General features: G+C 63.7%; 28 protein-coding genes and 2 rRNA genes. 24 read left to right on the plus strand and 6 right to left on the minus strand.

From position 1 onward, the window contains the following. From HGB10_09100 to HGB10_09120, 5 genes are all read left to right on the plus strand, one after another. A 23S ribosomal RNA gene (locus HGB10_09100) occupies window positions 1-983 on the plus strand; the annotation flags it as partial. A 93-nt stretch (window positions 984-1076) separates the two neighbouring features. After that, window positions 1077-1192 (plus strand): 5S ribosomal RNA (gene rrf, locus HGB10_09105). A 183-nt stretch (window positions 1193-1375) separates the two neighbouring features. Continuing rightward, complete coding sequence (locus tag HGB10_09110; GenBank protein NTU71958.1) at window positions 1376-1600, plus strand: NifU family protein; 225 nt, start codon at window positions 1376-1378, stop codon at window positions 1598-1600. Between the two features lie 310 nt (window positions 1601-1910). Continuing rightward, window positions 1911-4190 (plus strand): vitamin B12-dependent ribonucleotide reductase, encoded by a 2280-nt coding sequence (locus HGB10_09115; GenBank protein NTU71959.1) that lies wholly within the window; start codon window positions 1911-1913, stop codon window positions 4188-4190. Between the two features lie 87 nt (window positions 4191-4277). Then, on the plus strand, window positions 4278-4850 hold the full coding sequence (locus HGB10_09120; GenBank protein ID NTU71960.1) for a dCTP deaminase: 573 nt from the start codon (window positions 4278-4280) through the stop codon (window positions 4848-4850). Between the two features lie 7 nt (window positions 4851-4857). On the opposite strand, the gene HGB10_09125 is transcribed toward HGB10_09120, so the two are convergent. After that, window positions 4858-5943 (minus strand): hypothetical protein, encoded by a 1086-nt coding sequence (locus HGB10_09125; protein NTU71961.1) that lies wholly within the window; start codon window positions 5941-5943, stop codon window positions 4858-4860. Window positions 5944-6068: 125 nt separating this feature from the next. On the opposite strand from HGB10_09125, the gene HGB10_09130 reads away from it, so the two are divergent. Genes HGB10_09130 through HGB10_09140 form a run of 3 tightly spaced genes read left to right on the plus strand, consistent with a single transcriptional unit; the run spans window position 6069 to window position 7374 of the window. Then, window positions 6069-6314, plus strand: a complete 246-nt coding sequence (locus HGB10_09130; protein NTU71962.1) for a hypothetical protein — start codon at window positions 6069-6071, stop codon at window positions 6312-6314. A gap of 44 nt (window positions 6315-6358) precedes the next feature. Continuing rightward, complete coding sequence (locus HGB10_09135; protein NTU71963.1) at window positions 6359-6580, plus strand: hypothetical protein; 222 nt, start codon at window positions 6359-6361, stop codon at window positions 6578-6580. A gap of 17 nt (window positions 6581-6597) precedes the next feature. After that, on the plus strand, window positions 6598-7374 hold the full coding sequence (locus HGB10_09140; protein NTU71964.1) for a hypothetical protein: 777 nt from the start codon (window positions 6598-6600) through the stop codon (window positions 7372-7374). Here the strand turns inward: HGB10_09140 and HGB10_09145 are convergent. The 3 genes from HGB10_09145 to HGB10_09155 all read right to left on the minus strand — a co-directional run bounded on the left by HGB10_09145 (window position 7371) and on the right by HGB10_09155 (window position 9870). Next, window positions 7371-8666: a DUF1015 domain-containing protein gene (locus tag HGB10_09145; protein NTU71965.1), complete on the minus strand. Its 1296-nt coding sequence runs from the start codon at window positions 8664-8666 to the stop codon at window positions 7371-7373. The two genes, HGB10_09140 and HGB10_09145, sit on opposite strands and share 4 nt — an antisense overlap. A gap of 93 nt (window positions 8667-8759) precedes the next feature. After that, on the minus strand, window positions 8760-9110 hold the full coding sequence (locus HGB10_09150; GenBank protein NTU71966.1) for an AzlD domain-containing protein: 351 nt from the start codon (window positions 9108-9110) through the stop codon (window positions 8760-8762). Beyond that, window positions 9100-9870, minus strand: a complete 771-nt coding sequence (locus HGB10_09155; GenBank protein ID NTU71967.1) for an AzlC family ABC transporter permease — start codon at window positions 9868-9870, stop codon at window positions 9100-9102. The genes HGB10_09150 and HGB10_09155 overlap by 11 nt, the downstream gene beginning before the upstream one ends. Before the next feature lie 124 nt (window positions 9871-9994). On the opposite strand from HGB10_09155, the gene HGB10_09160 reads away from it, so the two are divergent. The 6 genes from HGB10_09160 to pdxT all read left to right on the plus strand — a co-directional run bounded on the left by HGB10_09160 (window position 9995) and on the right by pdxT (window position 14956). Then, a complete protein-coding gene (locus tag HGB10_09160) occupies window positions 9995-10372 on the plus strand; it encodes a hypothetical protein (protein ID NTU71968.1) in 378 nt (125 codons plus the stop codon). Window positions 10373-10502: 130 nt separating this feature from the next. Continuing rightward, complete coding sequence (locus tag HGB10_09165) at window positions 10503-11063, plus strand: LemA family protein (protein ID NTU71969.1); 561 nt, start codon at window positions 10503-10505, stop codon at window positions 11061-11063. 37 nt (window positions 11064-11100) lie between these two features. Then, window positions 11101-11922 (plus strand): prolipoprotein diacylglyceryl transferase, encoded by an 822-nt coding sequence (locus tag HGB10_09170; protein ID NTU71970.1) that lies wholly within the window; start codon window positions 11101-11103, stop codon window positions 11920-11922. A 341-nt stretch (window positions 11923-12263) separates the two neighbouring features. Beyond that, window positions 12264-13319: a DUF3048 domain-containing protein gene (locus HGB10_09175; protein NTU71971.1), complete on the plus strand. Its 1056-nt coding sequence runs from the start codon at window positions 12264-12266 to the stop codon at window positions 13317-13319. Window positions 13320-13350: 31 nt separating this feature from the next. Then, window positions 13351-14379 carry a pyridoxal 5'-phosphate synthase lyase subunit PdxS gene (gene pdxS / locus HGB10_09180; protein ID NTU71972.1) on the plus strand — a complete coding sequence of 343 codons (1029 nt, stop codon included), beginning with the start codon at window positions 13351-13353 and terminating at the stop codon, window positions 14377-14379. Between the two features lies 1 nt (window position 14380). Beyond that, window positions 14381-14956 (plus strand): pyridoxal 5'-phosphate synthase glutaminase subunit PdxT, encoded by a 576-nt coding sequence (gene pdxT, locus HGB10_09185; protein ID NTU71973.1) that lies wholly within the window; start codon window positions 14381-14383, stop codon window positions 14954-14956. A 12-nt stretch (window positions 14957-14968) separates the two neighbouring features. Here pdxT and ansA read toward each other — a convergent pair whose 3' ends face one another. Next, window positions 14969-15982 carry an asparaginase gene (gene ansA, locus HGB10_09190; protein NTU71974.1) on the minus strand — a complete coding sequence of 338 codons (1014 nt, stop codon included), beginning with the start codon at window positions 15980-15982 and terminating at the stop codon, window positions 14969-14971. A 141-nt stretch (window positions 15983-16123) separates the two neighbouring features. On the opposite strand from ansA, the gene HGB10_09195 reads away from it, so the two are divergent. The 7 genes from HGB10_09195 (at window position 16124) to HGB10_09225 (ending at window position 21086) form a co-directional block, all read left to right on the plus strand. Beyond that, window positions 16124-16885, plus strand: a complete 762-nt coding sequence (locus HGB10_09195) for a YebC/PmpR family DNA-binding transcriptional regulator (protein NTU71975.1) — start codon at window positions 16124-16126, stop codon at window positions 16883-16885. A 101-nt stretch (window positions 16886-16986) separates the two neighbouring features. After that, window positions 16987-17484, plus strand: a complete 498-nt coding sequence (gene ruvC, locus HGB10_09200) for a crossover junction endodeoxyribonuclease RuvC (GenBank protein ID NTU71976.1) — start codon at window positions 16987-16989, stop codon at window positions 17482-17484. After that, window positions 17481-18071, plus strand: a complete 591-nt coding sequence (gene ruvA, locus HGB10_09205) for a Holliday junction branch migration protein RuvA (protein NTU71977.1) — start codon at window positions 17481-17483, stop codon at window positions 18069-18071. The genes ruvC and ruvA overlap by 4 nt, the downstream gene beginning before the upstream one ends. Continuing rightward, window positions 18068-19141 (plus strand): Holliday junction branch migration DNA helicase RuvB, encoded by a 1074-nt coding sequence (ruvB, locus tag HGB10_09210; protein NTU71978.1) that lies wholly within the window; start codon window positions 18068-18070, stop codon window positions 19139-19141. Before ruvA ends, ruvB begins: the two co-directional genes overlap by 4 nt. Then, window positions 19141-19512 (plus strand): hypothetical protein, encoded by a 372-nt coding sequence (locus HGB10_09215; GenBank protein ID NTU71979.1) that lies wholly within the window; start codon window positions 19141-19143, stop codon window positions 19510-19512. Before ruvB ends, HGB10_09215 begins: the two co-directional genes overlap by 1 nt. A gap of 4 nt (window positions 19513-19516) precedes the next feature. After that, window positions 19517-20629, plus strand: a complete 1113-nt coding sequence (locus tag HGB10_09220; GenBank protein NTU71980.1) for a M48 family metalloprotease — start codon at window positions 19517-19519, stop codon at window positions 20627-20629. A gap of 97 nt (window positions 20630-20726) precedes the next feature. Beyond that, window positions 20727-21086, plus strand: a complete 360-nt coding sequence (locus tag HGB10_09225) for a hypothetical protein (protein NTU71981.1) — start codon at window positions 20727-20729, stop codon at window positions 21084-21086. 98 nt (window positions 21087-21184) lie between these two features. Here HGB10_09225 and HGB10_09230 read toward each other — a convergent pair whose 3' ends face one another. After that, on the minus strand, window positions 21185-21532 hold the full coding sequence (locus HGB10_09230) for a hypothetical protein (GenBank protein NTU71982.1): 348 nt from the start codon (window positions 21530-21532) through the stop codon (window positions 21185-21187). A 166-nt stretch (window positions 21533-21698) separates the two neighbouring features. Between HGB10_09230 and HGB10_09235 the strand changes: the two genes are divergently transcribed. The 3 genes from HGB10_09235 to HGB10_09245 form a co-directional block, all read left to right on the plus strand. Further along, window positions 21699-22265: an isochorismatase family protein gene (locus HGB10_09235; GenBank protein NTU71983.1), complete on the plus strand. Its 567-nt coding sequence runs from the start codon at window positions 21699-21701 to the stop codon at window positions 22263-22265. 110 nt (window positions 22266-22375) lie between these two features. Continuing rightward, complete coding sequence (locus tag HGB10_09240) at window positions 22376-23275, plus strand: hypothetical protein (GenBank protein NTU71984.1); 900 nt, start codon at window positions 22376-22378, stop codon at window positions 23273-23275. A gap of 214 nt (window positions 23276-23489) precedes the next feature. Continuing rightward, window positions 23490-23586: cold-shock protein (locus tag HGB10_09245; protein NTU71985.1), on the plus strand; the 97-nt coding region annotated here is incomplete at its 3' end.

Consider the following 23586-nt stretch of genomic DNA (forward strand, 5'->3'; position numbering starts at 1 on the left):
TCCTAAGGTAGCGAAATTCCTTGTCGGGTAAGTTCCGACCTGCACGAATGGCGTAACGACTTGGGCGCTGTCTCAACCATAGACTCGGTGAAATTGTATTATTCGTGAAGATGCGAATTACCCGCGGTAGGACGGAAAGACCCCGTGAACCTTTACTACAGCTTGACATTGATCGTTGGTTTGTCGTGTAGAGGATAGGTGGGAGGCTGTGAAGCAGGGACGCCAGTTTCTGTGGAGCCACCCTTGGAATACCACCCTCGGCAAGTTAGCGATCTAACCCGACGCCGTGAATCCGGGTCGGGGACCGTGTCTGGTGGGTAGTTTGACTGGGGCGGTCGCCTCCCAAAATGTAACGGAGGCGCACGTAAGGTTGGCTCAGAACGGTTGGCAATCGTTCGTAGAGTGCAAGAGCATAAGCCAGCTTGACTGCGAGACCTACAAGTCGAGCAGAGACGAAAGTCGGTTCTAGTGATCCGGCGGCTCAGAGTGGAATGGCCGTCGCTCAACGGATAAAAGGTACTCCGGGGATAACAGGCTGATCCTCCCCAAGAGTCCACATCGACGGGAGGGTTTGGCACCTCGATGTCGGCTCATCGCATCCTGGGGCTGTAGTAGGTCCCAAGGGTATGGCTGTTCGCCATTTAAAGCGGTACGCGAGCTGGGTTTAGAACGTCGTGAGACAGTTCGGTCCCTATCCACCGTGGGCGTAGGAGATTTGAGGGAATCTGTCCCTAGTACGAGAGGACCGGGATGGACGAACCTCTGGTGTACCAGTTGTCGACCAACGGCACCGCTGGTTAGCTACGTTCGGCCGGGATAACCGCTGAAAGCATCTAAGCGGGAAGCCCTTCCTGAGATGAGGTCTCTCACTGGGTTAACCAGGTAAGGCCCCTCGTAGACTACGAGGTTGATAGGCTGCAGGTGTAAGCACAGCAATGTGTTCAGCCGAGCAGTACTAATAGGCCGAGGTCTTGATCTCATTCTGAGAAGTGATCGCGCTATGCAGCATTCAGGGTGCAGGCACCCGTGTGTCGCATTCACAATGGAATATATTCCGACGAGAGCTGTCGGATGTGCTCAGTGGTTATGGCGGAGGGGGTACACCCGATCCCATTCCGAACTCGGTAGTTAAGTCCTCCAGCGCCGATGGTACTGCGGCGTCAGGCCGTGGGAGAGTAGGACGCTGCTGAGCACATCCGACGGCTCTTTTCTATTGTCCGGAAGTTGAGCGACGCGACCGTTCGTACGCTGCCGGCAGCCGTCCACGGGAAACGTGACAACATCGGTCATGATTGTGGTACGGTACTCGCTAATGAGACTGCATGGCGTTTCGTAGCGTCATGCCATTGGAGATAAGCCCCTTTAGGAGGGTCACATGGACAAGGTACGCGTACAAGAAGTTCTCGATCTCATCCGCCCGGCCCTCCAGGCGGACGGTGGCGATGTCGAGTTGGTCGACGTCACCGACGACGGCGTCGTCAAGGTTCAGCTCGTTGGCGCGTGCCGCGGTTGCCCGATGTCGCAGTTGACTCTTGCCAACGGTGTCGAGCGCGTCCTCAAGGAGAACCTCCCCGAGGTAGTCCGAGTCGAGCCCGTCTAGTCATCAGGTTGCTGTGAAGTATCGAACGCCACCTCGGCCATAGAGCCGGGGTGGCGTTCTTGCATTCTGCGGCAAGGGTGATGGCCCTGGCCTGCCCCGGTACGCGTGGATGCCGCTCGTCGGAAGGTCGGGAACGGGCGCCGAACTGTCGGGACTGCCGTACGGCACGCGACGGGTGCCGCTCGTCATTTTCGAATTGACGCACTATATGTACGGTCTTAGGATGGGTGAGCCTCAATATGTTGTGTCCGATGCAGGCTGCGGGGGCCACCTGCCTGCATCGTCTTGTGCTAATGAGAGGGGAGTGCCCATGTCCGAAGCCACCGGCGCCACCGGTTACTCGCACGCCATCGATGAGATCCTGAGTCCCAACTCGCTTAAGGTCCTGCAGAAGCGGTACCTCAACAAGGATGAGAGCGGCAACCCGACAGAGAACCCGTCTGACATGCTGGTTCGGGTGGCCGAGAACATAGCAAGTGCAGAACGGGCGTGGGGGGCCGACGATGCGTCGGTCGCTGCGGTCGCGCACGACTTCTACGACCTCATGTCCTCCCTGGAGTTTCTGCCGAACTCCCCGACGCTCATGAACGCCGGGCGCGAGCTCCAGCAGTTGTCGGCGTGTTTCGTGCTGCCCGTGGAAGACTCCATGGAGTCCATCTTCGGCGCTGTCCGGGATACCGCGCTGATCCACAAGTCTGGAGGCGGCACGGGGTTCAGCTTCTCGCGACTGCGTCCGGGCGGCGACCAGGTACGTTCGACGCAGGGGGTATCGAGCGGTCCCGTCTCGTTCATGCGCGTGTTCAACCAGGCGACCGAGGCCGTCAAGCAGGGCGGGACACGCCGTGGAGCGAACATGGGCGTCCTGCGTATCGATCATCCCGATATCCTTCACTTCATCAGCTGCAAGGCCGACGGTGACTTCGCGAACTTCAATATTTCGGTCGCGCTCACAGAGAAGTTCATGGAGGCCGTGAAGGCTGGCACCGCCTATGACCTGATCAACCCCCGCTCCAAGGATATTGCCGGTCAGCTCGATGCGCGCGAGGTCTACGACCTCATCATTGAGATGGCGTGGGCCACAGGGGATCCCGGGATCATCTTTATCGATCGCATCAATCGCGATAACCCCACACCGCACCTGGGTGAGATCGAATCGACGAACCCGTGTGGTGAGCAGCCCCTGCTACCGTATGAGGCCTGCAACCTTGGGTCCGTGAACCTCTCGAAGTTCGTACGACTGACGGAGTCAGGACCCGTGGTTGACTGGGATCATCTCGCCGATGTGGTTCACCGGGGCGTTCGGTTCCTCGACGACGTGATCGAAGTCAATCAGTACCCGCTTGAGGCGATCGACCAACTCGCGCGTGGCAACCGCAAGATCGGCCTCGGCGTCATGGGCTGGGCGGACATGCTCATCAAGATGGGTATCGGCTACGACTCCGAGGAAGGCGTCGCGCTCGGCGAGAAGATCATGGGCTTCATCGATGCCGAGGCTAAGCTCGCATCGCGCAAGCTGGCTGAGGAGAGAGGCGCATTCCCGAACTTCGAGGGGTCTGTCTACGACACGCCCGAAGGCGGTGCCATTCGCAACGCGACCGTGACGACCATCGCGCCCACCGGCACGCTCTCGATCATCGCGAACTGCTCATCGGGCGTTGAGCCGCTCTTCGCGGTCTCCTATGTGCGTACGGTCATGGACAACGACAGGCTCGTCGAGGTCAATCCGCTGTTCGAGGACATGGCGGTCAAGCGCGGCTTCTACAGCCGAGAGTTGATGCAGCTCATCGCCGACCATGGCTCGGTTCACGGCATCGACGAGGTCCCCGAAGACGTCCAGCGCGCGTTCGTGACAGCGCATGACATCCTTCCTGACTGGCACCTGCGCATGCAAGCGGCGTTCCAGAAGTACTGCGACAACGCTGTCTCCAAGACAGTGAACTTCGCCAATGAGGCCACGGCCGATGACGTCCGCTACGTGTACGACCTCGCCTATGAACTTGGGGTCAAGGGCGTCACCATCTACCGCGACGGCAGCAAGGCCGGCCAAGTTCTCACGACGGGCAAGTCGGCGCGTGCGGGACAGGCGGAGTCGGCTGCTGTACACGGCGAGATTGAGCCGCGGCCTCGTCCGCAGATCACCATGGGGCGCACTGAGAAGATCCAGACCGGCTGCGGCAACCTCTATGTCACCGTGAACTGGGACGACCAGGGCGTGTGTGAGGTCTTCACTCAGATGGGCAAGTCCGGTGGATGCGCCTCGTCGCAGTCGGAGGCCCTCTCTCGACTCATTTCGGTCTCGCTTCGTGCGGGAGTCGATCCGGAGGCCATCATCAAGCACCTGCGCGGCATCAGGTGCCCGTCGCCGTCATGGGCGGAAGGCGGCAAGGTGCTCTCGTGCGCAGACGGCGTGGGCATTGTCTTGGAGCACGCACTGCAGTACATGGAGACGGGAGTTGCTGGTGCAGGCGTAAGCAAGCACACCGACTCGCTCGACAACCTTGCCGGTGCCTGCCCCGAGTGCGGTGGTTCGCTCGAGCACGAGAGCGGCTGCTCTGTGTGCCGCTCGTGCGGGTACAGCAAGTGCGCGTAGCACCGTCAATCTGAACTAGCGACCGCGGTGCGGCCCGAACCCCTGAGTGGGGTGCGGGCCGCGCTTGGTGAGAGGGAGTGCAGCGTCATGGTTCTTTCCGATCGCACAATCAAGATCGAGATGGCTGCGGGTCGCATCGTTGTCGATCCATGTGATCCGGAAGATATTCAGCCCTCAAGCGTCGACCTGCATCTGGGCGATGACTTTCAGGTCTTCCGGAACTCTCGGTACCCCTATATCGACCCTGCGCGCGAACAGGTCGGGCTGACCGAGCCGGTGCAGGCCTCACGGGAAGAGCCGTTCGTTCTGCATCCGGGTGAATTCGTACTGGGTACCACGATCGAGCGCATCAGGTTGCCCGAGGACGTCGTCGGGCGTCTTGAGGGGAAGAGCTCGCTCGGACGGCTAGGCCTGCTCATCCACTCGACGGCCGGGTATGTCGATCCGGGCTGGGATGGTCGCCTGACGCTCGAGCTGTCGAATGTGGCGAACCTACCCATCCTGCTCTCGCCGGGGATGAAGATCGGTCAGATCTCGTTCTCCAGGATGTCGACGGATGTCGACCGGCCATACGGGCACCCGGACCTGCGCAGCCGCTACCAGGGACAGTCGGCGACCACGCCGAGCCGGATGTATCAGAACTGGAACCACGCCGAGTAGGCCGCGCCTAGAGCCCCTTGGTAATCCTGCTGACGATGGGGGTCGGCACGAATCCCGCCAGGTACTTACCGGTACGAGACTCCATGAACGGTAGCCACTTGAGCTTGCGCGCGATGTTCGCAGCAATGTGGGCGGTGGCCGAGCTGTATGAGTCGAGTGCGCGGCCGGGCGCCGAATCGGCGACGGCGGTTCCGGCGAGTCGGCCGGTGTTAAGCGCGTACGAGATACCCTCGCCTGACGAGGGAGACATGAAGCCGGCGGCTTCGCCTGCGAGGAGCACACGCCCGATTCCGGGCACCACGTCGTCCCGGTGGCGGACAGACAGTGCGACCCACGCTTCGCGCTTGACCGATTCCCCCAGCGGCAACTTGGCACGCAGCATCTCGATGACTTGCTCGTGCTTCTCGTGGGGACGCGTCGTCTTGGGGTAGAACACCGATCCTATGATCGCCGTGTCGCCCTTGGGCACGACGTAGGCGTAGCCGAAGCAGTCGCCGATGTCGCGCATGTAGATGCAGTCGAAATACGGTTCGATGTCACCTTCGACGCGGCAGAAGTCCTGCAGAGTGACGTAGTTCGCGACGCTGCCGACGCCTAGCTGCCGCCGGACGGACGAGCGTGGACCATCGGCCCCGATCAGGTACTGCGAGGTCACCTGTCGCGTGACATCTCCGCACTTGAGAGAGGTGCGGACGCAATCAGCATCCTGCTCGAACCCGGTGACGGCGGTTGCGCCCTGGACGGTGACGCTTTCGGGCAAAAGGCCCACCAGCCAGTCATCGAATCCGCGTCGGTCGACGTTGAGGAAGCGCAGCTCGGTTGGCTTGCGAATTGACCGATCCCAGTCGTGATAGCGGAAGTTGACCCACTTCGGCTCGAGCATCATGTCGTCGGGCATCTGGCCGAAGTGAGATAGGAACTCCTGCGAGTACTCGTTGAGCATGCCGCCGCAGCTCTTGTCTCGCGGCAGGACTGCCGCGTCAACGAGCAACACGGAGCCCCGAGCTGCGGCGTGGAACGCTGCCATCACGCCGGCAGGACCTGCTCCGGCGACGATTGTCGTGTACTCGGCGTGTTGGGTCGATTCTGGCATCGCGGTGTAGTCTACCCCAAGCGCTTGACCTTCGCCCCGTGAGCGGGCGTCGGCCGGACGCGTATCAGGCACGGCATTCGCATAGTACAATCCGACGCACGCAACGACCTGGAGGCAACAGAGCTATGGCGAAGTGCTGGGAGCAGCGGGGCTGCGACGAAGAGATGCAGGGCGAGTGCCCGCACTCGGTCGACTTCAAAGACAACTGCCCGACGAAGTGCGCCTTCGCGACATGCGATAGGTCCACCTATGAGCTCACAACGGATCCGGCTCTGATCTTCGATCCGACGGTAGATCGAAGTGTGCCGATCAAGGATGGCTGCAAGTTCTGCGGGTTCTTCCTTACGAACGGACCGCGCTGCAGCGAGTGAAGTCGATGGGCGCTGACACGGGGCGTCCACAGAGAGGGGGAGTCATGAGCTGCAGGAACGAGGAGCCAAGCGGCGTCTACGGACTCGTGAGTGATCTGTTCTGTGCCGGGGCTGTCGCATGCGCGCTCTACGCGCTGCATCGCATCGCACGCGGGATTCTACTCGAGGCCGAGGTCAAGGCGTTCGGCAAGTTCCAGGACGCCTACACGCCCGAGGAGCGCGAAGTCCTGATCCACAAGATCAAGGTGCAGTCGCTCCGTCACTAGGTACGGCGCAGCCCAAGATGTCGAACCCGCAGGTCGCCGATGCCCTGATTCGCTACGGGCGAGAACTTGAGTCCGCCCAGGCCGCGCAGGTGGGCGGTGGCTTCTCGGGCAACGTCGACGCCGATGCCTTACTGGAGTCGAGTCCCAATGCGTTTCTGCTGGGAGTCCTGTTCACGCAGGGCATTCCTGCTGAGCGTGCTTGGTCCGCACCGTGGGAGCTGCTGCAGCGAATCGGGACGCTCGATCCGTCGATTCTCGCCTCGAGCCCTACTGCTGTGCGCGATGCCGTGCAGACGCCACCGATGCTTCATCGGTTCAAGGAGACCCTCCCGAAATGGATCGTTGCCGCCTCGCAGAAGCTCCTCAGCGAGTACGGCGGCGACGCTGCTCGCATCTGGCCTGATGGCGTGCGCGTTGACGAGGTGACGAGGCGTCTGTCGTGCTTCCCGGGCATCGGTCGCAAGAAGGCCGTGATGGCCGCAGAGATACTCACGCGACATTTCGGCGTTCAGCTCGAGGGGCGAGAGTGCGGGCAGGTGGCGTTCGACGTCCACGTGCGACGGGTGTTCTTGCGCAGCGGCCTGGCTGACGAGGATACGCCCGAAGCGATTGAAGCGGCCGCCTCGGCAGCCTGTCCGGACGCGCCCGGCACGCTCGATCTCGCTACCTGGCTTGTGGGGCGGGATTGGTGCAGGCCGAAGGTGCCGTTGTGCGACGCCTGCCGGCTCGGATCGGTGTGCGCACGCCGCGTCGAATTGACCCCGACAGGAGTCGGTGCGCGCAAGCCCGGCTAGTCGCAGCTGCGGAACACGAGGCCTGAGAGTAGCTTCGGGTAGAAGTACGTGCTCTTCTGCGGCATCGTCTCGCCCGCCATGGCGACCTCCCGCAGCTGATCCATCCGCGTTGGGCGCAGCACGAATGCGACCGAGTCCTGGCGACCCATCTCAAGCGCGGCTTCGGCACCTTTGACGAACGCCAGCCGGTCGAGTGTGTCGGGGCGGTCAGGATGGATGTCGAGCAGGGGATCGAGGATCAGCTCCTGCAGCACTGCGACATCGAGGTGCTTCCATGCCGCGGAGCGCTCCAGTGGAATCGCAGAATCTATGTCGACATCGGGTCGCAGTACGGCAAGCAGTGGCGCGTCGTCGTCACTCGTCTTCACGAGGAACGCCGGTCGATCGATGCTATCCAGCGCGTGCCACGGCTTCTCGGTCGGCGGGACCGACAACTCGAACCAGCGTGCGAGCGCCGCCTTGAATGCCTTGGGGTCGAGGGGTGTCGCCGATGTGGCCACGCGGTGGGTCGGCATGACGACAAGCTCGGGATCTTCCATGTTGACGAGCGCCATCATCACATAGTCGTACGCCGGGTCGGTGTTCTCGGAAGCCGCGTCAGCTTGCTCGCGCCGCAGGTCCCGATAGGCCAACGCCGTGGTGTATCGGTGGTGCCCATCGGCGATGAATATCCGCTTGTCGGCGAGGAGCACACTCAACGACGCAGCCAGATCGGTGTCGGCCGACGCCCACAGCGTGCTCGAGACACCGTCCGCGTCGGTCGCCCGCGCGACCGGAGTGGCAGCGGTCGCTGCATCGAACAGTGCGTCGGTGGTGCCTTCGGCGTCATCGAACAGTGCGAACACCTGGCTCAGGTTCGCGGACGTCGACTTGGTGAGCTCGAAGCGGTCGCCCAGGGCCTTTGGGAGTGTGCGCTCGTGTGGAAGCACCACGCCCGCCGAGAAGGGCTCGAGGCCCACCTCGAGGATGAAAGCTCGGCGCCGAACGGGCGATCCGTGCACACTGAACCGCTGCTCGAGCACGTATACACGCGGGCCGTCGTCGGCGACAAGCGTGCCATCCTTGCGCCATTCATCCCACGTCGCGGCGCCTGTCTCGTAGCGGTTGCCGGCTTGCGTGGGATCGAGCGGGCCCTCGGGGAGTTCGAGCGCGACGACGTTTCGGGGATTGCCCTGAAGCAGCGCAGTGCGCTGTTCGTCGTTGATGACGTCGTACGGGGGGGCGATCAGTGAAGACACATCGGGACCGTCGGTGCGGTAACGCAGTCCTCGGAACGGTCGAACGCGGGCCATGCGGCGCTCCTTTTTGGCGATGGTCTCGTCCCGGCTAGGGGCGGTGTGCTGGTCAGTCTAGCGCACCCGAGAACGGCGCGAAACGCGTTTCACTCAGCCCAGCAGCCAGGGGATGAGCTGCTGCAGTGCAACGAAGGACGCCATCCCCGCGACGGTCGCTCCCAGGAAGCTCCGGCTCATGCTGAACACGACGCCTGTGAGCAGTGCGGCGTACACGCTCGGGCTGGTCAGGGGATCGGCCCAGACGCCACCGGGCCGCAAAACCTCGGATGCGACGAGGGCGCCCATCACGGAGACCGGCACGAACGAAAGCCAGCGCATCACCGGTCTGGGCAGATCGATGCGCGAGACGACCGCGATCGGCAGGAATCGGACTGCGAAGTTGATGACGGCCATCCCCGCGATCACCATCCAGATGGTGCCCTGCGCGACATCAGTCCTCACGCCAGATCACCGCCCCGGCGGTCGCGGCGGTCATCGAGGAGATGATGATGAACCAGCTGGACGGGATGGCCACGCCCACTCGGGCGAGCAGCGGGAGCCCAAGCGCGATGGCGGCGGCGACCAGCCCCATCGCCACCTGGCGACGGTTCTCCGACAACGCCAGGAACAGCGCTGTGAACATCGCCGGCATCGCAAAGCCGACCCCGAAGCGTGACGGGTCGCCGATCCAGCCTGCTCCGACCGCGCCGATGATGGTGCCCAACACCCAGCCGGTCCACGCGATCGCTCCGACTCCGAGCATCGATGCAGGCGTCGCCAGACCCGCGCGCAGATCGGCCACGTTCACAGCAAATGTCTCGTCGGTCAGTGTGAATCCGAGCCCCGCTTGGATTCGCATCGGGAGCCCGTGCAGGTAGGGCGAGAGTGTCGATGCGAAAAGCACATAGCGCAGGTTGACCACGGTGGTCGCCGCAAGCACGCTCGGGGCCATCGCGCCCGTGCCGAGCACCGAAAGGGAGATGAACTGGCCAGCACCCGCGAGCGCGGTCGCGGAGCAGGTCGTCGCGGCGAATACCGAGAATCCCAGCGTGCGTGCCAAGATGCCGAACGCCATTCCCGCTGGCATGTAGCCCAGGAAGATGGGGAGACCCAACTCGGTTCCCCGAACGAACCGCCGAGTCGGCGAGGCGTGCAGGGTAACCTCACGATGATGGTCGGGATGGGGTGTGGGCTGGACGGATGTGGGAGCTGGGTCGGACATGACGGAAATCCTACACCATCATGGCGCGATTCTTGCCACCGTAACGGCCAGCACAATTGAGTGTGAGCCGCGCGGTGTCGCGGTACAATCCCACAAAGGGCGCGTCCCAAGGAGGCTGGCTGACATGGAGTTCGAGATCACCTGCCCCGTTGACGGCTCCGTCACGGTGTCTCTCGAGGACATCGACACGGTCGTCATCCGTGAGTCTGAGCGCGCCGATATCACGTTCGTGTGCCCGCAGTGCGGCACCGAGATCACTGTTGCGGCCATGGTTCCCAGTTTCCTGTTGTCAGCCATCGAGGCGCTGGCAGAGGAGGGCGAGGGGCTCCCGGCGCCGCTCGCGGGCATGGTGCAGGTCGTTTCCGGTGATGAGCCGCATCCCGTTGCCGACTGGGAGGACGACGGGGGTATAGCCGACGCGTACTGTGAGTACTTCCGCCGTCAGCTTTCGGGGGTGGAGTGCGTTGAAGACGCTCTCGCAGAGATGGATACAGCGCGTTAGGAGCGCCTGACGTCGCAGGAGCGCACACCGTCCGTCGCCGTTCATCTGCTACGATTCCGAACAGGACGAGTGCTGAGTCTCGTGGTTGCGCGAGGCTCTTCGTCCATCAGGCGAACAGGGAGGGACTTCCATGCCATTGTGGTTGCCGTGTCTGGCACTCGGAGGGATTGCGCTCGTTCTCGCGCTCGCGGTCGTTGCGATCTACAACCGCCTCGTGGTGCTGCGTAACCGCGTCGATAATGCGTGGTCTCAGATCGACGTACAGCTCAAGCGCCGATACGACCTGATCCCCAACCTCGTGGAGGCGGTCAAGGGCTATGCTGCTCATGAGTCAGGGGTGTTTGAGCAGGTGACGGAGGCTCGTTCTGCCGCCATGAGCGCGCAAGGCGTCGAGGCCCAGGGCCAGGCGGAGAACCAGCTCAGCTCGGCCCTCAAGTCGCTGTTCGCCGTGGCCGAGGCGTATCCCGACCTCAAGGCCAATACGAACTTTCTGGACCTGCAGGCCCAGGTCACGGATTCCGAGAACAAGATCGCTTATGCGCGACAGTTCTACAACGACTCGGTGATGAGTCTGAGTACCGCCATCCAGACCTTCCCGAACAACCTGCTCGCCGGCATGTTTGGCTTCGCCGCCAGGCCGTACTTCGAGGCCGAGACGGCCGCCAACGAAGTCCCGCAGGTCAAGTTCTAGCAGTGAGTGACCGCCACGCGATCGTGAACATTCACTGATGGATCTGTCGTTCATCACGTATCCGGCCATCGACCCGGTGGCGTTCGCGATCGGCCCGATTCAGGTTCGTTGGTACGGGCTCGCCTACCTCACGGCCTTCGTCGCGTCGTTCTTCATCGCCCGCTGGCTCGCGCGTCGATGGAAACTTGGGCTCACCGACGACGACCTGCTCACGATCATCCTCGGTGCGGTTATCGGCGTGGTCATCGGCGGACGGCTCGGATACGTGCTGTTCTACGGAGGTGCCGGTTATCTGAGATCGCCGGGGCAGGTGCTGGCCATCTGGACCGGCGGGATGTCGTTTCACGGTGGGCTTGCCGGAATCGTCATCGCAGGGCTGATTGTGTCCCGGATGCTTCGCATGCCGGCGATGACGCTGATGGACGTCGGTGCGGCATGCGCGCCCGTCGGTCTGCTGCTCGGGCGTGTCGCCAACTTCATCAACAACGAGCTGTGGGGCCGGGTCACGGCGGTGCCATGGGCTGTGACGTTCCCGGGCGCCGGCAACCTGCCGAGACACCCGTCGCAGCTCTACGAGGCGGCACTCGAGGGTGTGGTGATCTTCGCCGTCATGATGTGGTTCGCCACTCGCCGACCTGCGCCGTTTCGCGGCGTCATGCTGGGTTGGCTGCTCGTCATGTACGGGGTCTTCAGGGCATTTGTGGAACTGTTCCGGGAGCCGGACATCCAGATCGGGCTTCTCCCGGGTGGAGTCACCATGGGTCAGATGTTGAGCCTACCTGTTCTGATTGCGGGCGCACTTGTGCTTGTGTGGGCGTACAAGCGCCGACTGCCGCAGGCAGGCCGCTCGGGCGGCTAGCCCGGTGGCCCGTCGGCCGGCGCGGCGTCGGGGGCAGGATCGCGCCAACACGGAGTCGCCTGTTGCAGACAGCGGACACTGTCGGAGGGCGGTAGCTCGAGCGGTGGAGTGCAGTGCGCACAGAACAGCCGTGGGTACTCCCCGACGACGTCCTTCATCTCCGAATCCGCGTACGGCGCGGCGTTCGGGGTCTCAATCATGTGCAGTAGGTAACACGGCATAGTCGCACCTCCGGTACCAATGCTACGCGCCCGACGGCGCTCGCGGCAACGCGGGTCCGTTTGACCCTCCCTACGACGCTCTGCAAGACTGCGAGGGACCGACTACGAAGGGGCTCGGAGATGACTGGTTTGCGTGTACGTGTTCGGCTGCTTGGGTTTGTGCTGCTCTTCGCCGCACTCGCGGCAGGAGGTTGCGCCTCCAACAAGCAGGCGGAGGTCATCGCCGTATGGCCGCAGGCTGACAGTGAGCGGGTCGTCCCTGAGCCTCCCGTGCCGCCGATGTGGCCGTTCACGGGGCTTGAGGCCCCCACTGAGGCTGCGACCAAGCGAAGGCCACTCTCTGTCAAGATCGAGAACCTCGATGCAGCTCGTCCTCAGATCGGCCTGAACTCGGCCGACCTTGTCTACGAGACCGTGGTCGAAGGCGGGATTACGCGCTTCAACTGCATCTTCCAGAGCAAGCTGCCCGAGAATGTCGGCCCTGTGCGAAGCGGGCGTCTCTCGGACCAGTACATCGTCCCTCAGTACAAGGGGCTGTTCTTCTACTCCGGACGCAGCGCTGCGGTCAATCGGGTGCTCAAAGAGCACGACATCATCGACCTCTCGCACAATCGGGCATCGCGCGCATACTTCCGCGTGTCCAACCGCAACGCCCCGCATAACCTCCTGCTCGACACGAAGAAGGCGTACCAGGAGGCCAAGCGACTCGGCTACAAGACAACCGCGACCCTCACTCCGATGGACTTTGACCAGCGAAGCTCGGCGGCCACGCCTACCGTGACCCGGATCAAGATCCCGTTCTCTTCGTACAACCGGGTGGAGTGGCGCTACGACACCAAGACGAAGAAGTACAAGCGCTGGAACAGCGGCGCTGTACACAAGGATGCGAACACCGGAAAGCAGATCACCGCTGATAACGTCGTTGTGATGTGGGCGAAGTATCGGCAGGCGACCATCGACAAGCACGGTGGCGTCACGTGGGATATCGATCTGGGAACCAAGGGTAAAGCGACCATCTTCCGCAACGGGCAGGTCTACAACGCCACCTGGAAGGCCGATCGCAAGACCGCACCGGTCTTCACCGACAAGAAGGGGCGTCCGGTCAAGTTCACGCCCGGTCGTACCTGGTTCCAGGTCATCAAGACCGAGACCGACATCACCATGAAGAAGAAGTAGCCCACTTCCGGGCGGTGCGCAGCGAGCGCACATGAGCCGACCCATTCCGCACCTGTGGGGTGGTTGTTGTTACATCGAGCAGGCGGGTAGAATCCAAACCTACTCGCACCCATTCCGTGCGGTCCGCGCCAGCGGCCGCGCCAGCGTTCAGAAGGAGTACCACGTGGCAGACACGAGCAGGGAAATCGGCACTCTGAGGGTCAAGACGGGTCTTGCCGAGATGCTCAAGGGCGGCGTCATCATGGATGTCGTCAACGCCGAGCAGGCGAAGGTAGCCGAGGACGCGGGCGCGGTGGCCGTCATGGCTCTCGAGCGCGTACCTGCCGACATTCGAGCGCAAGGTGGCGTGTCGCGTATGTCTGACCCCTCGATGGTCGAGGGCATCGTCGCTGCTGTCACCATCCCGGTCATGGCGAAGTGCCGCATCGGCCACTTTGTCGAGGCGAAGATACTGCAGTCCCTCGGGGTCGACTACATCGATGAGTCCGAGGTGCTGACGCCCGCAGACGAGGAGTACCACATCAACAAGCACGATTTCACCGTGCCGTTCGTGTGCGGCTGCCGCAACCTCGGTGAGGCGCTTCGCCGCATCGCCGAGGGCGCAGCGATGGTGCGCACGAAGGGTGAGCCCGGTACCGGCAATGTCGTCGAGGCCGTCCGCCACATGCGCGCTGTCACCACCGAGATCGGCTGGGTCGTCGGCCTGCGCGATGAGCAGCTGTTCGATGCAGCCAAGAAGCTTCAGGCTTCGTACGAGCTCGTGAAGTGGGTACACGACAACGGCAAGTTGCCGGTCGTGAACTTCTCGGCGGGCGGCATCGCGACTCCGGCGGACGCTGCGCTCATGATGCAGCTGGGATGCGACGGCGTGTTCGTCGGCTCCGGCATCTTCAAGAGCGGTGATCCTTCCAAGCGCGCCAAGGCAATCGTCGAGGCCACGACTCATTTCGACAACCCCGACGTGCTTGCTTCGGTCTCGCGCGATCTGGGCGAGGCGATGGTCGGCATCAACATCGCCGACATCCCCGAAAGCGAGCTCATGGCTCCGCGGGGCTGGTAGCGTGCACGTCGGCGTACTGGCACTGCAGGGCGCGTTTCGCGAGCACATCTACTCACTCGAGGCGCTCGATGCTCGCGCGACCGCGGTGCGCTTGCCAGAGCAGCTCGATGACCTCGACGGTTTGATAATCCCCGGGGGCGAATCGACGGCGATCTCGAAGCTGATGGTGAGCTACGGGTTCTACGAGCCCGTTGCGGCGCGCTACGCTCAGGGGATGGCTGTGTGGGGGACGTGCGCGGGGGCGATCCTCGTCGCGAAGAACGTCATCGACGGCATCGAGGGTCAGCGTGGGCTCGACCTGATGGATGTGACCGTGCGACGCAACGCCTACGGCCGGCAGGTCGACTCGTTCGAGGTCGACCTGGACTTCGAGCACATCGGAGAGCCGTTTCGCGGCGTGTTCATCCGCGCTCCGTGGCTTGAATCGGTCGGGGACGACGTCGAGGTAGTCGCAGAGCACGAAGGACACATCTGCGCAGCCCGAGAGGGACGCATGCTCGCAACGACCTTCCACCCGGAGCTCACCGGCGACCCACGGGTGCACCGCTACTTCATCGAGGAAGTCATCGGCGGGTAGGCGTGTCGCTGGTCAGCCCAGGTGCGTGAGCTCTCCGGCCAGGTCGGCCTGCATCATCTCGGCGACTGTACTCGATGGGATTCCCTCGCCGAGAAGCACCGCCAACTTCGTGAGCGCGGCCTCGCTCGTCATGTCGAATCCCGGTACCGCGCCTGCCAAGATCATCGCGCTACCCGATGCGTACGCGCCCGGTGCCACAGATCCGCGCAGGCACTGCGTGACCACGACCACCACGATGCCGGCTGCCGTCGCCGCTTCGATGGCGCCAAGGAACGCCGCGTCGGACGAGGGCCCGTTGCCGGCACCGTACGCTTCGATGACGAGGCCTTCGAGCGGCGGCCTGCACAGGCTCTCAATGACGCGGGCTTCGAAGCCGGGGAACAGCCGGACGGCTGCGACGTGCGCGAGACCGCACCGGAGCAGCCGCGGCCCCTGTGGTGCAGGTGGCGCGATGCGGGTGTCGTAGCGGATTGACGGGTTGAGCCTCCCGAGCGGCGGAAACGACGGCGAGTCGAACGCGTCAAACCCGGCGGCATCGACCTTGGTGGCCCTGTTGCCGCGCAACAGCTTCGAGCCAAACAACAGGCTTACCTCGTGGATCGCGTCGCCACCGGCGACTCCCAGTGCGCGAATGAGGTTCTGCTGGCCGTCGCTCCCTTCCACGCTCATCGGGACCTGCGAACCGGTGATCACCACGGGCTTGCCGAAGCCGGGCAGCAGGAAGGAGAGCGCGGACGCGGTGTAGGCCATGGTGTCGGTGCCGTGCAGCACCACGAACCCGTCGAAGTCATCGCGGCGATCCCAAAGAGCGGACGCGATCCGTGACCACGTCCGGGGCGTGGCGTTGGACGAGTCGATGATCGGGTCGAACTCATCGAACTCCACGTGGGGCGGCTCGTCACGTGACGCCTCGATCAACGCCTCGATGGGTCCGCGGAGCCACCCCGGTTCGGGTGCGAAGCCGTGCTCCGTCGCGGTCATCCCGATCGTGCCGCCTGTGTAGGCGACGTAGATTCGCGGTCTCACTCGGTCTCCTCGGGAGTCGGCGTAGAGGCGCTGACCTTACATGGGCGCAAGCGTATCGGGTATGCTCTGCGCGGTGAACCCCCGGTCCGTTCGTGGCAGGCACTTGCACGCGCGGTCGTGTAGCGAAGAAACGAGGATTTGATGTCCGGACACTCGAAGTGGGCGACGACGAAGCATCGCAAGGGTGCGGTCGACGCTAAGCGCTCGGTGCTCTTCTCCAAGCTGACGCGCATCATCACCGTCGCGGCGAAGACCGGTGGCGACCCCAATCCCGAGAACAACGCGTCGCTTGCTGCGGCGATTGCAAAGGCGAAGAGTTACTCCCTGCCCAAGGACAAGATCGATACCGCCATCAAGAAGGCCTTCGGCGCGGGTGCCGACGCGGCCAACTTCGACGAAGTGGTCTACGAGGGCTACGGGCCGGCAGGAATCGCCGTCTACCTTGAGGCGTTGACCGACAACCGCAATCGTACGGCTGCCGATGTGCGCGCCGCCTTCGCGCGTGCGGGCGGCAACCTCGGTGCGACCGGTTCGGTGGCGTTCCAGTTCGAGCGCAAGGGCCAGATTCTCATCGAGAAGACCACCATCGCCGATGAGGACGAGCTGATGCTCCTTGTGGCCGATGCCGGCGGCGAGGACCTCGAGGACGGCGGGGACGAGGAGTGGATCGTCTACACCACCCCCGGTGACCTCGCCTCGGTGAGCGCGGCACTTGAGGCCGCAGGTGTCGCGGTCCGCGGTGCCGAGCTCGTTATGGAGGCGACGACCCCTGCCGCAGTCACCGTCGAGGAAGCCAAGAAGGTCATGAGGCTCGTCGACAAGCTCGAGGAGTCCGACGACATCCAAAACGTCTACACGACGATGGACATCACCGACGAGATCGCCGCCGCGCTCGACGCCTGACCCGGCTCGGCTTGCCTCGCAGGCGCTCAACTTTACGGCGTCAGGGGCTGCTGCTACCCTGAACATATGTTCGATTGGGAGCGATGAGGGGCGGTGACTGCGTGATCATCCTTGGTATCGACCCGGGGCTCGCCAACACGGGCTGGGGTGTCGTCGATCAAGATGGTTCTCGCTGTTCGGCTCTTGCATACGGCTGCATCTCCACGCCTGCCCAGCAACCCCTCGCTCAGCGGCTCACCGTCATCCACAACGAGATTCGCGCGGTCATTGAACGCTATTCGCCAGCCGAGTGCGCGATCGAAAGCGTGTTCTTCGGAAGTAACGCGAAGAGCGCGTTCGCGACGGGCCAGGCGCGCGGCGTGGCGCTGCTCGCGACCGCCGATGCCCAGCTTGAACTTGGCGAGTACTCGCCCGTTCAGGTGAAGAGCGTGGTGGTCGGCAGCGGTACGGCAGACAAGCACCAAGTCGCGTACATGGTTCGCACCCTTCTGTGCCTGGACCACGATCCCAAGCCCGATCACGCGTCGGACGCTCTGGCGATTGCGATCACCCATGCCCATCTGCGTGCACATGCCGCGCTCGAGAGGCGCGGCGCATGATCGCGTTTCTCACCGGTCGTGTCGCCCACAAGGGCGCGGGCCACTGCCTCCTCGAGGTCGGCGGAATCGGCTATCGACTTGCGATGTCGACCGCCTCGCTGTCCTCGCTGCCCGCGCTCGGCGACGAGGTGTTGGTCCACACACATCTGCACGTGCGTGAGGATGAACTCTCGCTGTTCGGCTTCGAGAGTGAGGCCGAGAAGGCGGCGTTCGAAGCGCTCATCACCGTCTCGGGAGTGGGGCCGAAGGTTGCCCTGGCGGCGCTCTCGGCGCTCTCCCCTGAGGAAATCGCATCCGCAGTCGCCATGGAAGATGTGGCGACAATCTCCAGCGTGCCCGGAATCGGCACGAAGACGGCGCAGCGAATCATCCTCGATCTGAAGGACAAACTCGGGCCCACAGCGGACTCCGGTGCCGCATCGGGCCGGCGTGGCGCCGGGGCCGCACTGGCCGAAGCGACTGATGCGCTACTCGGCATGGGCTTCTCGGCAGCGGAGGCCTCTGCTGCGCTCAAGGGTGCGTCCTCTGATGCCGGTGCGCAGGAACTCCTGCGCCACGCGCTGGTACGGCTCGGCGGTGGCCGATGAGCACCGTATGGGAGGCGGGTGCGACGCCGGCTCCCGGTGACGGCGACCCGGAGCGCCTGGTCTCGGCGGGCTTCACCGAAGACGATCTGGAGATCGATCGCTCGCTGCGTCCGCGAAACCTGTCGGAGTATTTGGGACAGACCCGCGTCAAGGAGAACCTCTCGGTGCTCATCGAGGCGGCGCGAGGCCGCGATGAGCCGCTGGATCACATTCTGCTGTCAGGCCCCCCGGGGCTTGGGAAGACCACACTCGCGCAGGTCATCGCCAACGAACTCGGAGTGCGGCTCAAGACCACGAGCGGGCCGGCCATCGAGCGCGCCGGCGATCTCGCTGCCATTCTCACGAACCTGGAAGAACGCGATGTGCTCTTCATCGACGAGATTCATCGGCTCAACCGCGTCGTGGAAGAAGTGCTCTACCCCGCGATGGAGGACTTCACGCTCGACATCGTCATCGGGAAGGGTCCCGCAGCGCGTTCCATTCGCCTGGAGCTGCCGCGTTTCACGCTCATCGGTGCGACGACGCGTACCGGGCTGTTGACCGGCCCCCTGCGCGACAGATTCGGTATGGCGTTCCGGCTCGACTACTACACGCCTGATGAGCTGTGCTCGATCGTGTCGCGCAGTGCCGGCATACTCGGGGTCGAGGTCGACGCCGAGGGCGCGCAAGAGATGGCCAGGCGCAGTAGGGGGACTCCCAGACTTGCGAATCGGCTTCTCAAGCGCGTCCGCGACTTTGCGCAGGTTCGACACGACGGCGTCATCAACGAGGACATCGCCGCTGAGGCGCTCGCGTTCTTCGAGGTCGACCACCTTGGACTGGATTCGATGGACAACCGCATCCTCTCCACGCTCGCAGCGACGTTCTCGGGCAGGCCGGTCGGGCTCAACACGCTGGCCAGCGCCGTTGGCGAGGAGCCCGATACCCTCGAGGACGTCTACGAGCCGTATCTGCTCCAACTTGGACTGCTCGTGCGTACTCCCAAGGGGCGACAAGCGACGATGCGCGCGTTCGAGCACCTCGGCCTCGCAGTGCCCGCTTCGGCGCCGGACCAATCGGGGTTGTTCTGATGAGCGATCTGCCCACACACCTGCGCTCCGTGGATGAACTTTCGCCCGAGGATCGCGAGGAGTTCGAGCGGGCGCTGGACAGCGGCGTCAGTGAGCTGCCGCCCAACCACCCCAAGGGCATACTCGGTGAGAAGGGCGCGGACCTGCGCCAGGTCGAGTCGTACGAGCCGGATCTAAACGCAGGCCTTCTCCAGGAGAACGATTGGGGCGTTCGGTGGCTCAGTATCCTGCTGGGTTTCCTGATTTTCTTTCCGGTGGGATACGTCCTGCTCTGGATATCGCCACGCATTCCGCTCCGCATCAAGCTCGTGGTGAGTGCTGCCGTCGCCGTGGTGCTCACGCTGCTCTTCCTCGTAATCCCGAGGGTATGACGAGATGAAGGCTGAAGTCGCCGGTCGTTCGCTCCGGCTGCAGCCACTCTGGGCACGGGTCGATGCGAACCGCACAAAACTCACGATATTCGTCGCATTGTTCGTGTCGGGCTCGGCTGTGCTGCTCACGGCGGCGCTCGTCGCTACGCCCGGAGCGTTGATCGGCCTCGTGTTCGCCGATGAGTTCGGCGACTACTGGCGGGGACTTGCCCTCGTGGTGGGCATCGCGCTGATGGTGCTGCTCGTGGTAGGCGGCTTGCTTTCGGCGGTTCAACTGTCCAACGCCGAGGATTGGGTGCGCAACCGCTTCGGGGGGCGTGACCTCGGGGAGGGGGAGGGCCGCGAGCTGCGCAGGGTGACCGCTGACATGGCTATCGCAGCCGGGCTGCCCGAACCGCCCGCGATTCTGGTGCTCACCACCGACAGCCAGAACGCGTTCGCGATCGGGACCGTCCGAAAGCGGGCCACCATCGGCATCACGGAGGGCATGCTCGCAGACTACTCTCCCGAGGAGCTGCGAGCTGTCATCGCTACGCTGACTGCGAGAATCGTCGCAGGAGACATCATGTTCGGCACCGCGCTGGCCGCGCTTATGGGGCCGATTCGTGCCGTCCGTGAGTCGCGCCACGTCGCAGGCGGTGCGGCGAACGGTTGCGCCGACACGGGCTGCGGCGATCCCGGCTGCACCCTGGGTGGGTTCGATGGTTGCGCCGACGCCGGAAGCGGGTGTCTCGACCTCGGGGCGGACGACTCCGGCTGCGCGGGAGCGATCGCGATGGTTGTGTTCGCAGCGGTTGTCATCGCGGTGACCTACGTGGCGGTGGTGACTGCAGCGTGGATCGTGACCTTGTGGGGCCGGGCGCTCAACCGGGCCAGCTACGAGAAGGCGGATGCCGAGGGGATGCTCTTGCTCAAGGATCCCATCTCGATGATCTCGGCGCTCAGGAAAGCGATACGCTCGTCGACCCTGGTCGCCGACGGCGATCAGTCCTACGACGGGATCTTCTACGCCCCCACCAGCGGGACGCCGCGGGTCGAACGCGCGGAACGTCGCAGATTCACTCGGCTGTGCGAGGTTCTCGGGGTTGAGGGTCTCCAGGCGACGCTCGGAGAGTGATTTCCGTCACAGACGGACACGCCCGGCTGCGAACCGGATTGGGGAAGGGTAATCTCGTAAGCGGAGAGTCGATGAGTCGCGAAAGGGAGCGCTCGGCGTGCAGTACCAGTCAGACTACATCCTGCGCATAATCGAGCAGATGGGTTCCGCTCTGCGTGAGGCGTTCGTTCGCTTCCGCGGAGGAGCTGACGTGTCTGAGCCGCTTGAAATCATCGGCGAGGCCATTGGGCTCGTTGTCGACATGGATCCCAGTCTCTTTCTGCGGTTGTCTCCGCAGTCGATGGTGTCCTTCGTCGAGATCGCCGGGTTCGACGACAGGCTTGTGATGAAGCTTGTCGAGGCACTCGAACTTGAAGCGGACATCTTCGATTCCGAGGGCGACATCATCCTGGCGACCGTGAGGCGCGAACAGGCGCACGCACTCAACGGTGCGCTTGACCCTTCACGCGCCAACTAGAGGTTTGGCGTCACCCATGACTTCGTGTTGGCTGAACGCTACGGCCGCGCCACCCGTGCGGGGCGACGCGGCCGCTGTTTGAGCAGGTGGAGGTCGGTCTAGACGGTGGTCTCTGCGGTCCAGACGCCGTGGAGGTTGCAGCTGGCAACCGCCATGAGCTTCGTGTCCGGGTCCAGGTGAAGCGTGACCTGTACCTTCGGGTCGACGGCGACGGCCGACAGGTCGAAGCGCGCGATAGGGACGTGATTCGCCAGCAACTCAATGTAGTTGATGAAGTGGTCTGCGGTGTTGGGGTGCCCAACGTAGTGCCCGACAGCGACCGTGACGTTCACAGTGTCGCCATCGCGTGCGGCATCGATGAACGGCGTGTGCTTCTTGGTGAAGTCGTCTGCCGTGTCGAAGTCCTCCATGCGGTGGAAGCCGCCGAGGACGGGAGCGTCGCTCATGTGGAGCTCCTTTCGTATCATTCGCGGATGTGACCCGGCCGTTCGCCGGTAGAACGCTATATACCCGAGTGACAGCATGACAGAATCCCCAAAGAGGTCTTTCTGCACCGAAGTGATCCGCGCCGGTGCGTACCAACGAGAGAGGTCGGAGCGAATGAGTGACCCGATGAGCATTGCGCGCCGTGAGGATGCGGTTCTGGTCGTCGTCGACATCCAGGAACGACTCGCGGTGACGATGGAGCGCCGCGAGGCAGTGATCGCCACGACATCCCGTCTGATGCGAACCACGGCGCTTGTGGGCGTCCCGATCATCGTGACGCGTCAGTACCCGAAGGGGCTTGGCGACATCGAGCCGGAGCTTCGTCAGTGCGCTGAGGCGATGTCTCAGACGGTGTCAGTGGAGTGGGCCGATAAGGTCGCGTTCGACTGCTTTCGTGAGCCGTCGTTTGTTGAGCTTATCCGAGCGGCCGATCGATCGCAGCTCATCATCTGCGGGATGGAGAGCCACATCTGCATCGCACAGACCGCGCTATCGGCGCTGCGTGCCGATCATGAGGTCCACGTCGTCGCGGACGCGTGCTGTTCGCGCGCCATGAGTGCACACGAAACCGCCCTGGCGCGTCTCGGCCGTGCGGGCGCCATCGTGACCACCACCGAGTCTGTCATGTACGAACTCGTCGGCGCGGCGGGAACCGACGAGTTCAAGTCGCTTCTCGGGATCGTGAAGGCCTGAGCGAACGCTTCTCGGAGGGGTGTGGAGACCGCGTGGAGCGCGCGAGTCGCGTGATACGATGACCGCGCTCAGGGCTCGATGGGCCCGCATCACGCGAGAAGGGTAGTCGCATGGCAGGCTTCATCTCAGGGGTTCGGCGGGCGATCGCGCGAGATTCGCGCATCGCGGTCCGCTTGGTCGCGCTCACGGCCGTCCTCGCGCTGACGCTGGGTCCGGCCGTGGCGATGGGGGCGGCTGCGAAAGCGCCGGCGGCAGGTGGCCCGATCGACGTACAGATGTGGTCCGAAGCCGGTCAACTCATTGTGATCAGCGCCGTGACCGTCCCGCAGGACGTCAAGCTCCCTGCGACCGTACGTATTCCCGTGCCGGCAGGCGCGACCGTTCAGTGGGCCGGTGAGGTGCTTGGCGGCGACCTCGCGGCGGACCCCTCACGTAAGTACAAGATCGTGAAGAGCCCGGTTGGTGGCGAGTACGCCGAGTTCACCCTCGAGGAGACGAGAAGCGCCCAGGTGGACGCCGACATGTCTGCCTTGACTGTCAACGGAGACTCGACGAACGCCACGTTCGAGTGGATACAGTCCGTGTCCTCGGACTACACATCGTTCTCGGTTCGAGTGCCGGCAGGGGTTGCGAACGTCAAGATCGAGCCGGCGCCGACGGACGCGCCCGACGAGAATGCGGCGGGCGAACAGCTCTTCTCCGGAGACCCGCTGAAGCTTAAGCCGGGCGCGAAGCAGACCGTCTCGTTCAGCTACACGACAGGGGCCGCGGCCACGACTGCCGGGTCGAGCGGGTCCCAGGGTCTGACTCCGCTTGTCATCGGCCTCGCTGTCGCGCTTGCGGGTGCCATCGTGTTCCTCTTCGTGACCATCAGGCGACAGGGTGCTGCTGGCGAGCCTGCACCTGAGCCCAGGTCGAGTGCCAAGTCGGCTGAATCGAAGGCGACGGGACCTGCCGAGAAGACGTCTTCGGCCGACGATGACGACTGGGGATTCATCGACGAGTCGTAGGTGCCGTCGCCGCTCTACCGTCGCCCGCGGGCGCCAATCTTGCCTTGCGCCGCACTCGTGGATAGACTTTCGAACTGCGGGTCGGGGTTCGGCTCGCAGGTTCGCGGTCGTCGGGTCTGGCTCGGTGGGCTCCGTTCCGAAAGAACGCACGCTCAACGAGGTGGTGAGGGGCCGCACGTTGTGAAGCCCATCGTGGGCGGAAAGCGAGTCAGGCATGGCTGAAGGTACCGTCAAGTGGTTCAACCCGGACAAGGGCTACGGCTTCATCTCGCGTGAGGATGGCGACGACCTGTTCGTCCACTTCTCCGAGA

It is taken from the genome of Coriobacteriia bacterium (assembly GCA_013334745.1).
GTDB lineage: Bacteria > Actinomycetota > Coriobacteriia > Anaerosomatales > JAAXUF01 > JAAXWY01.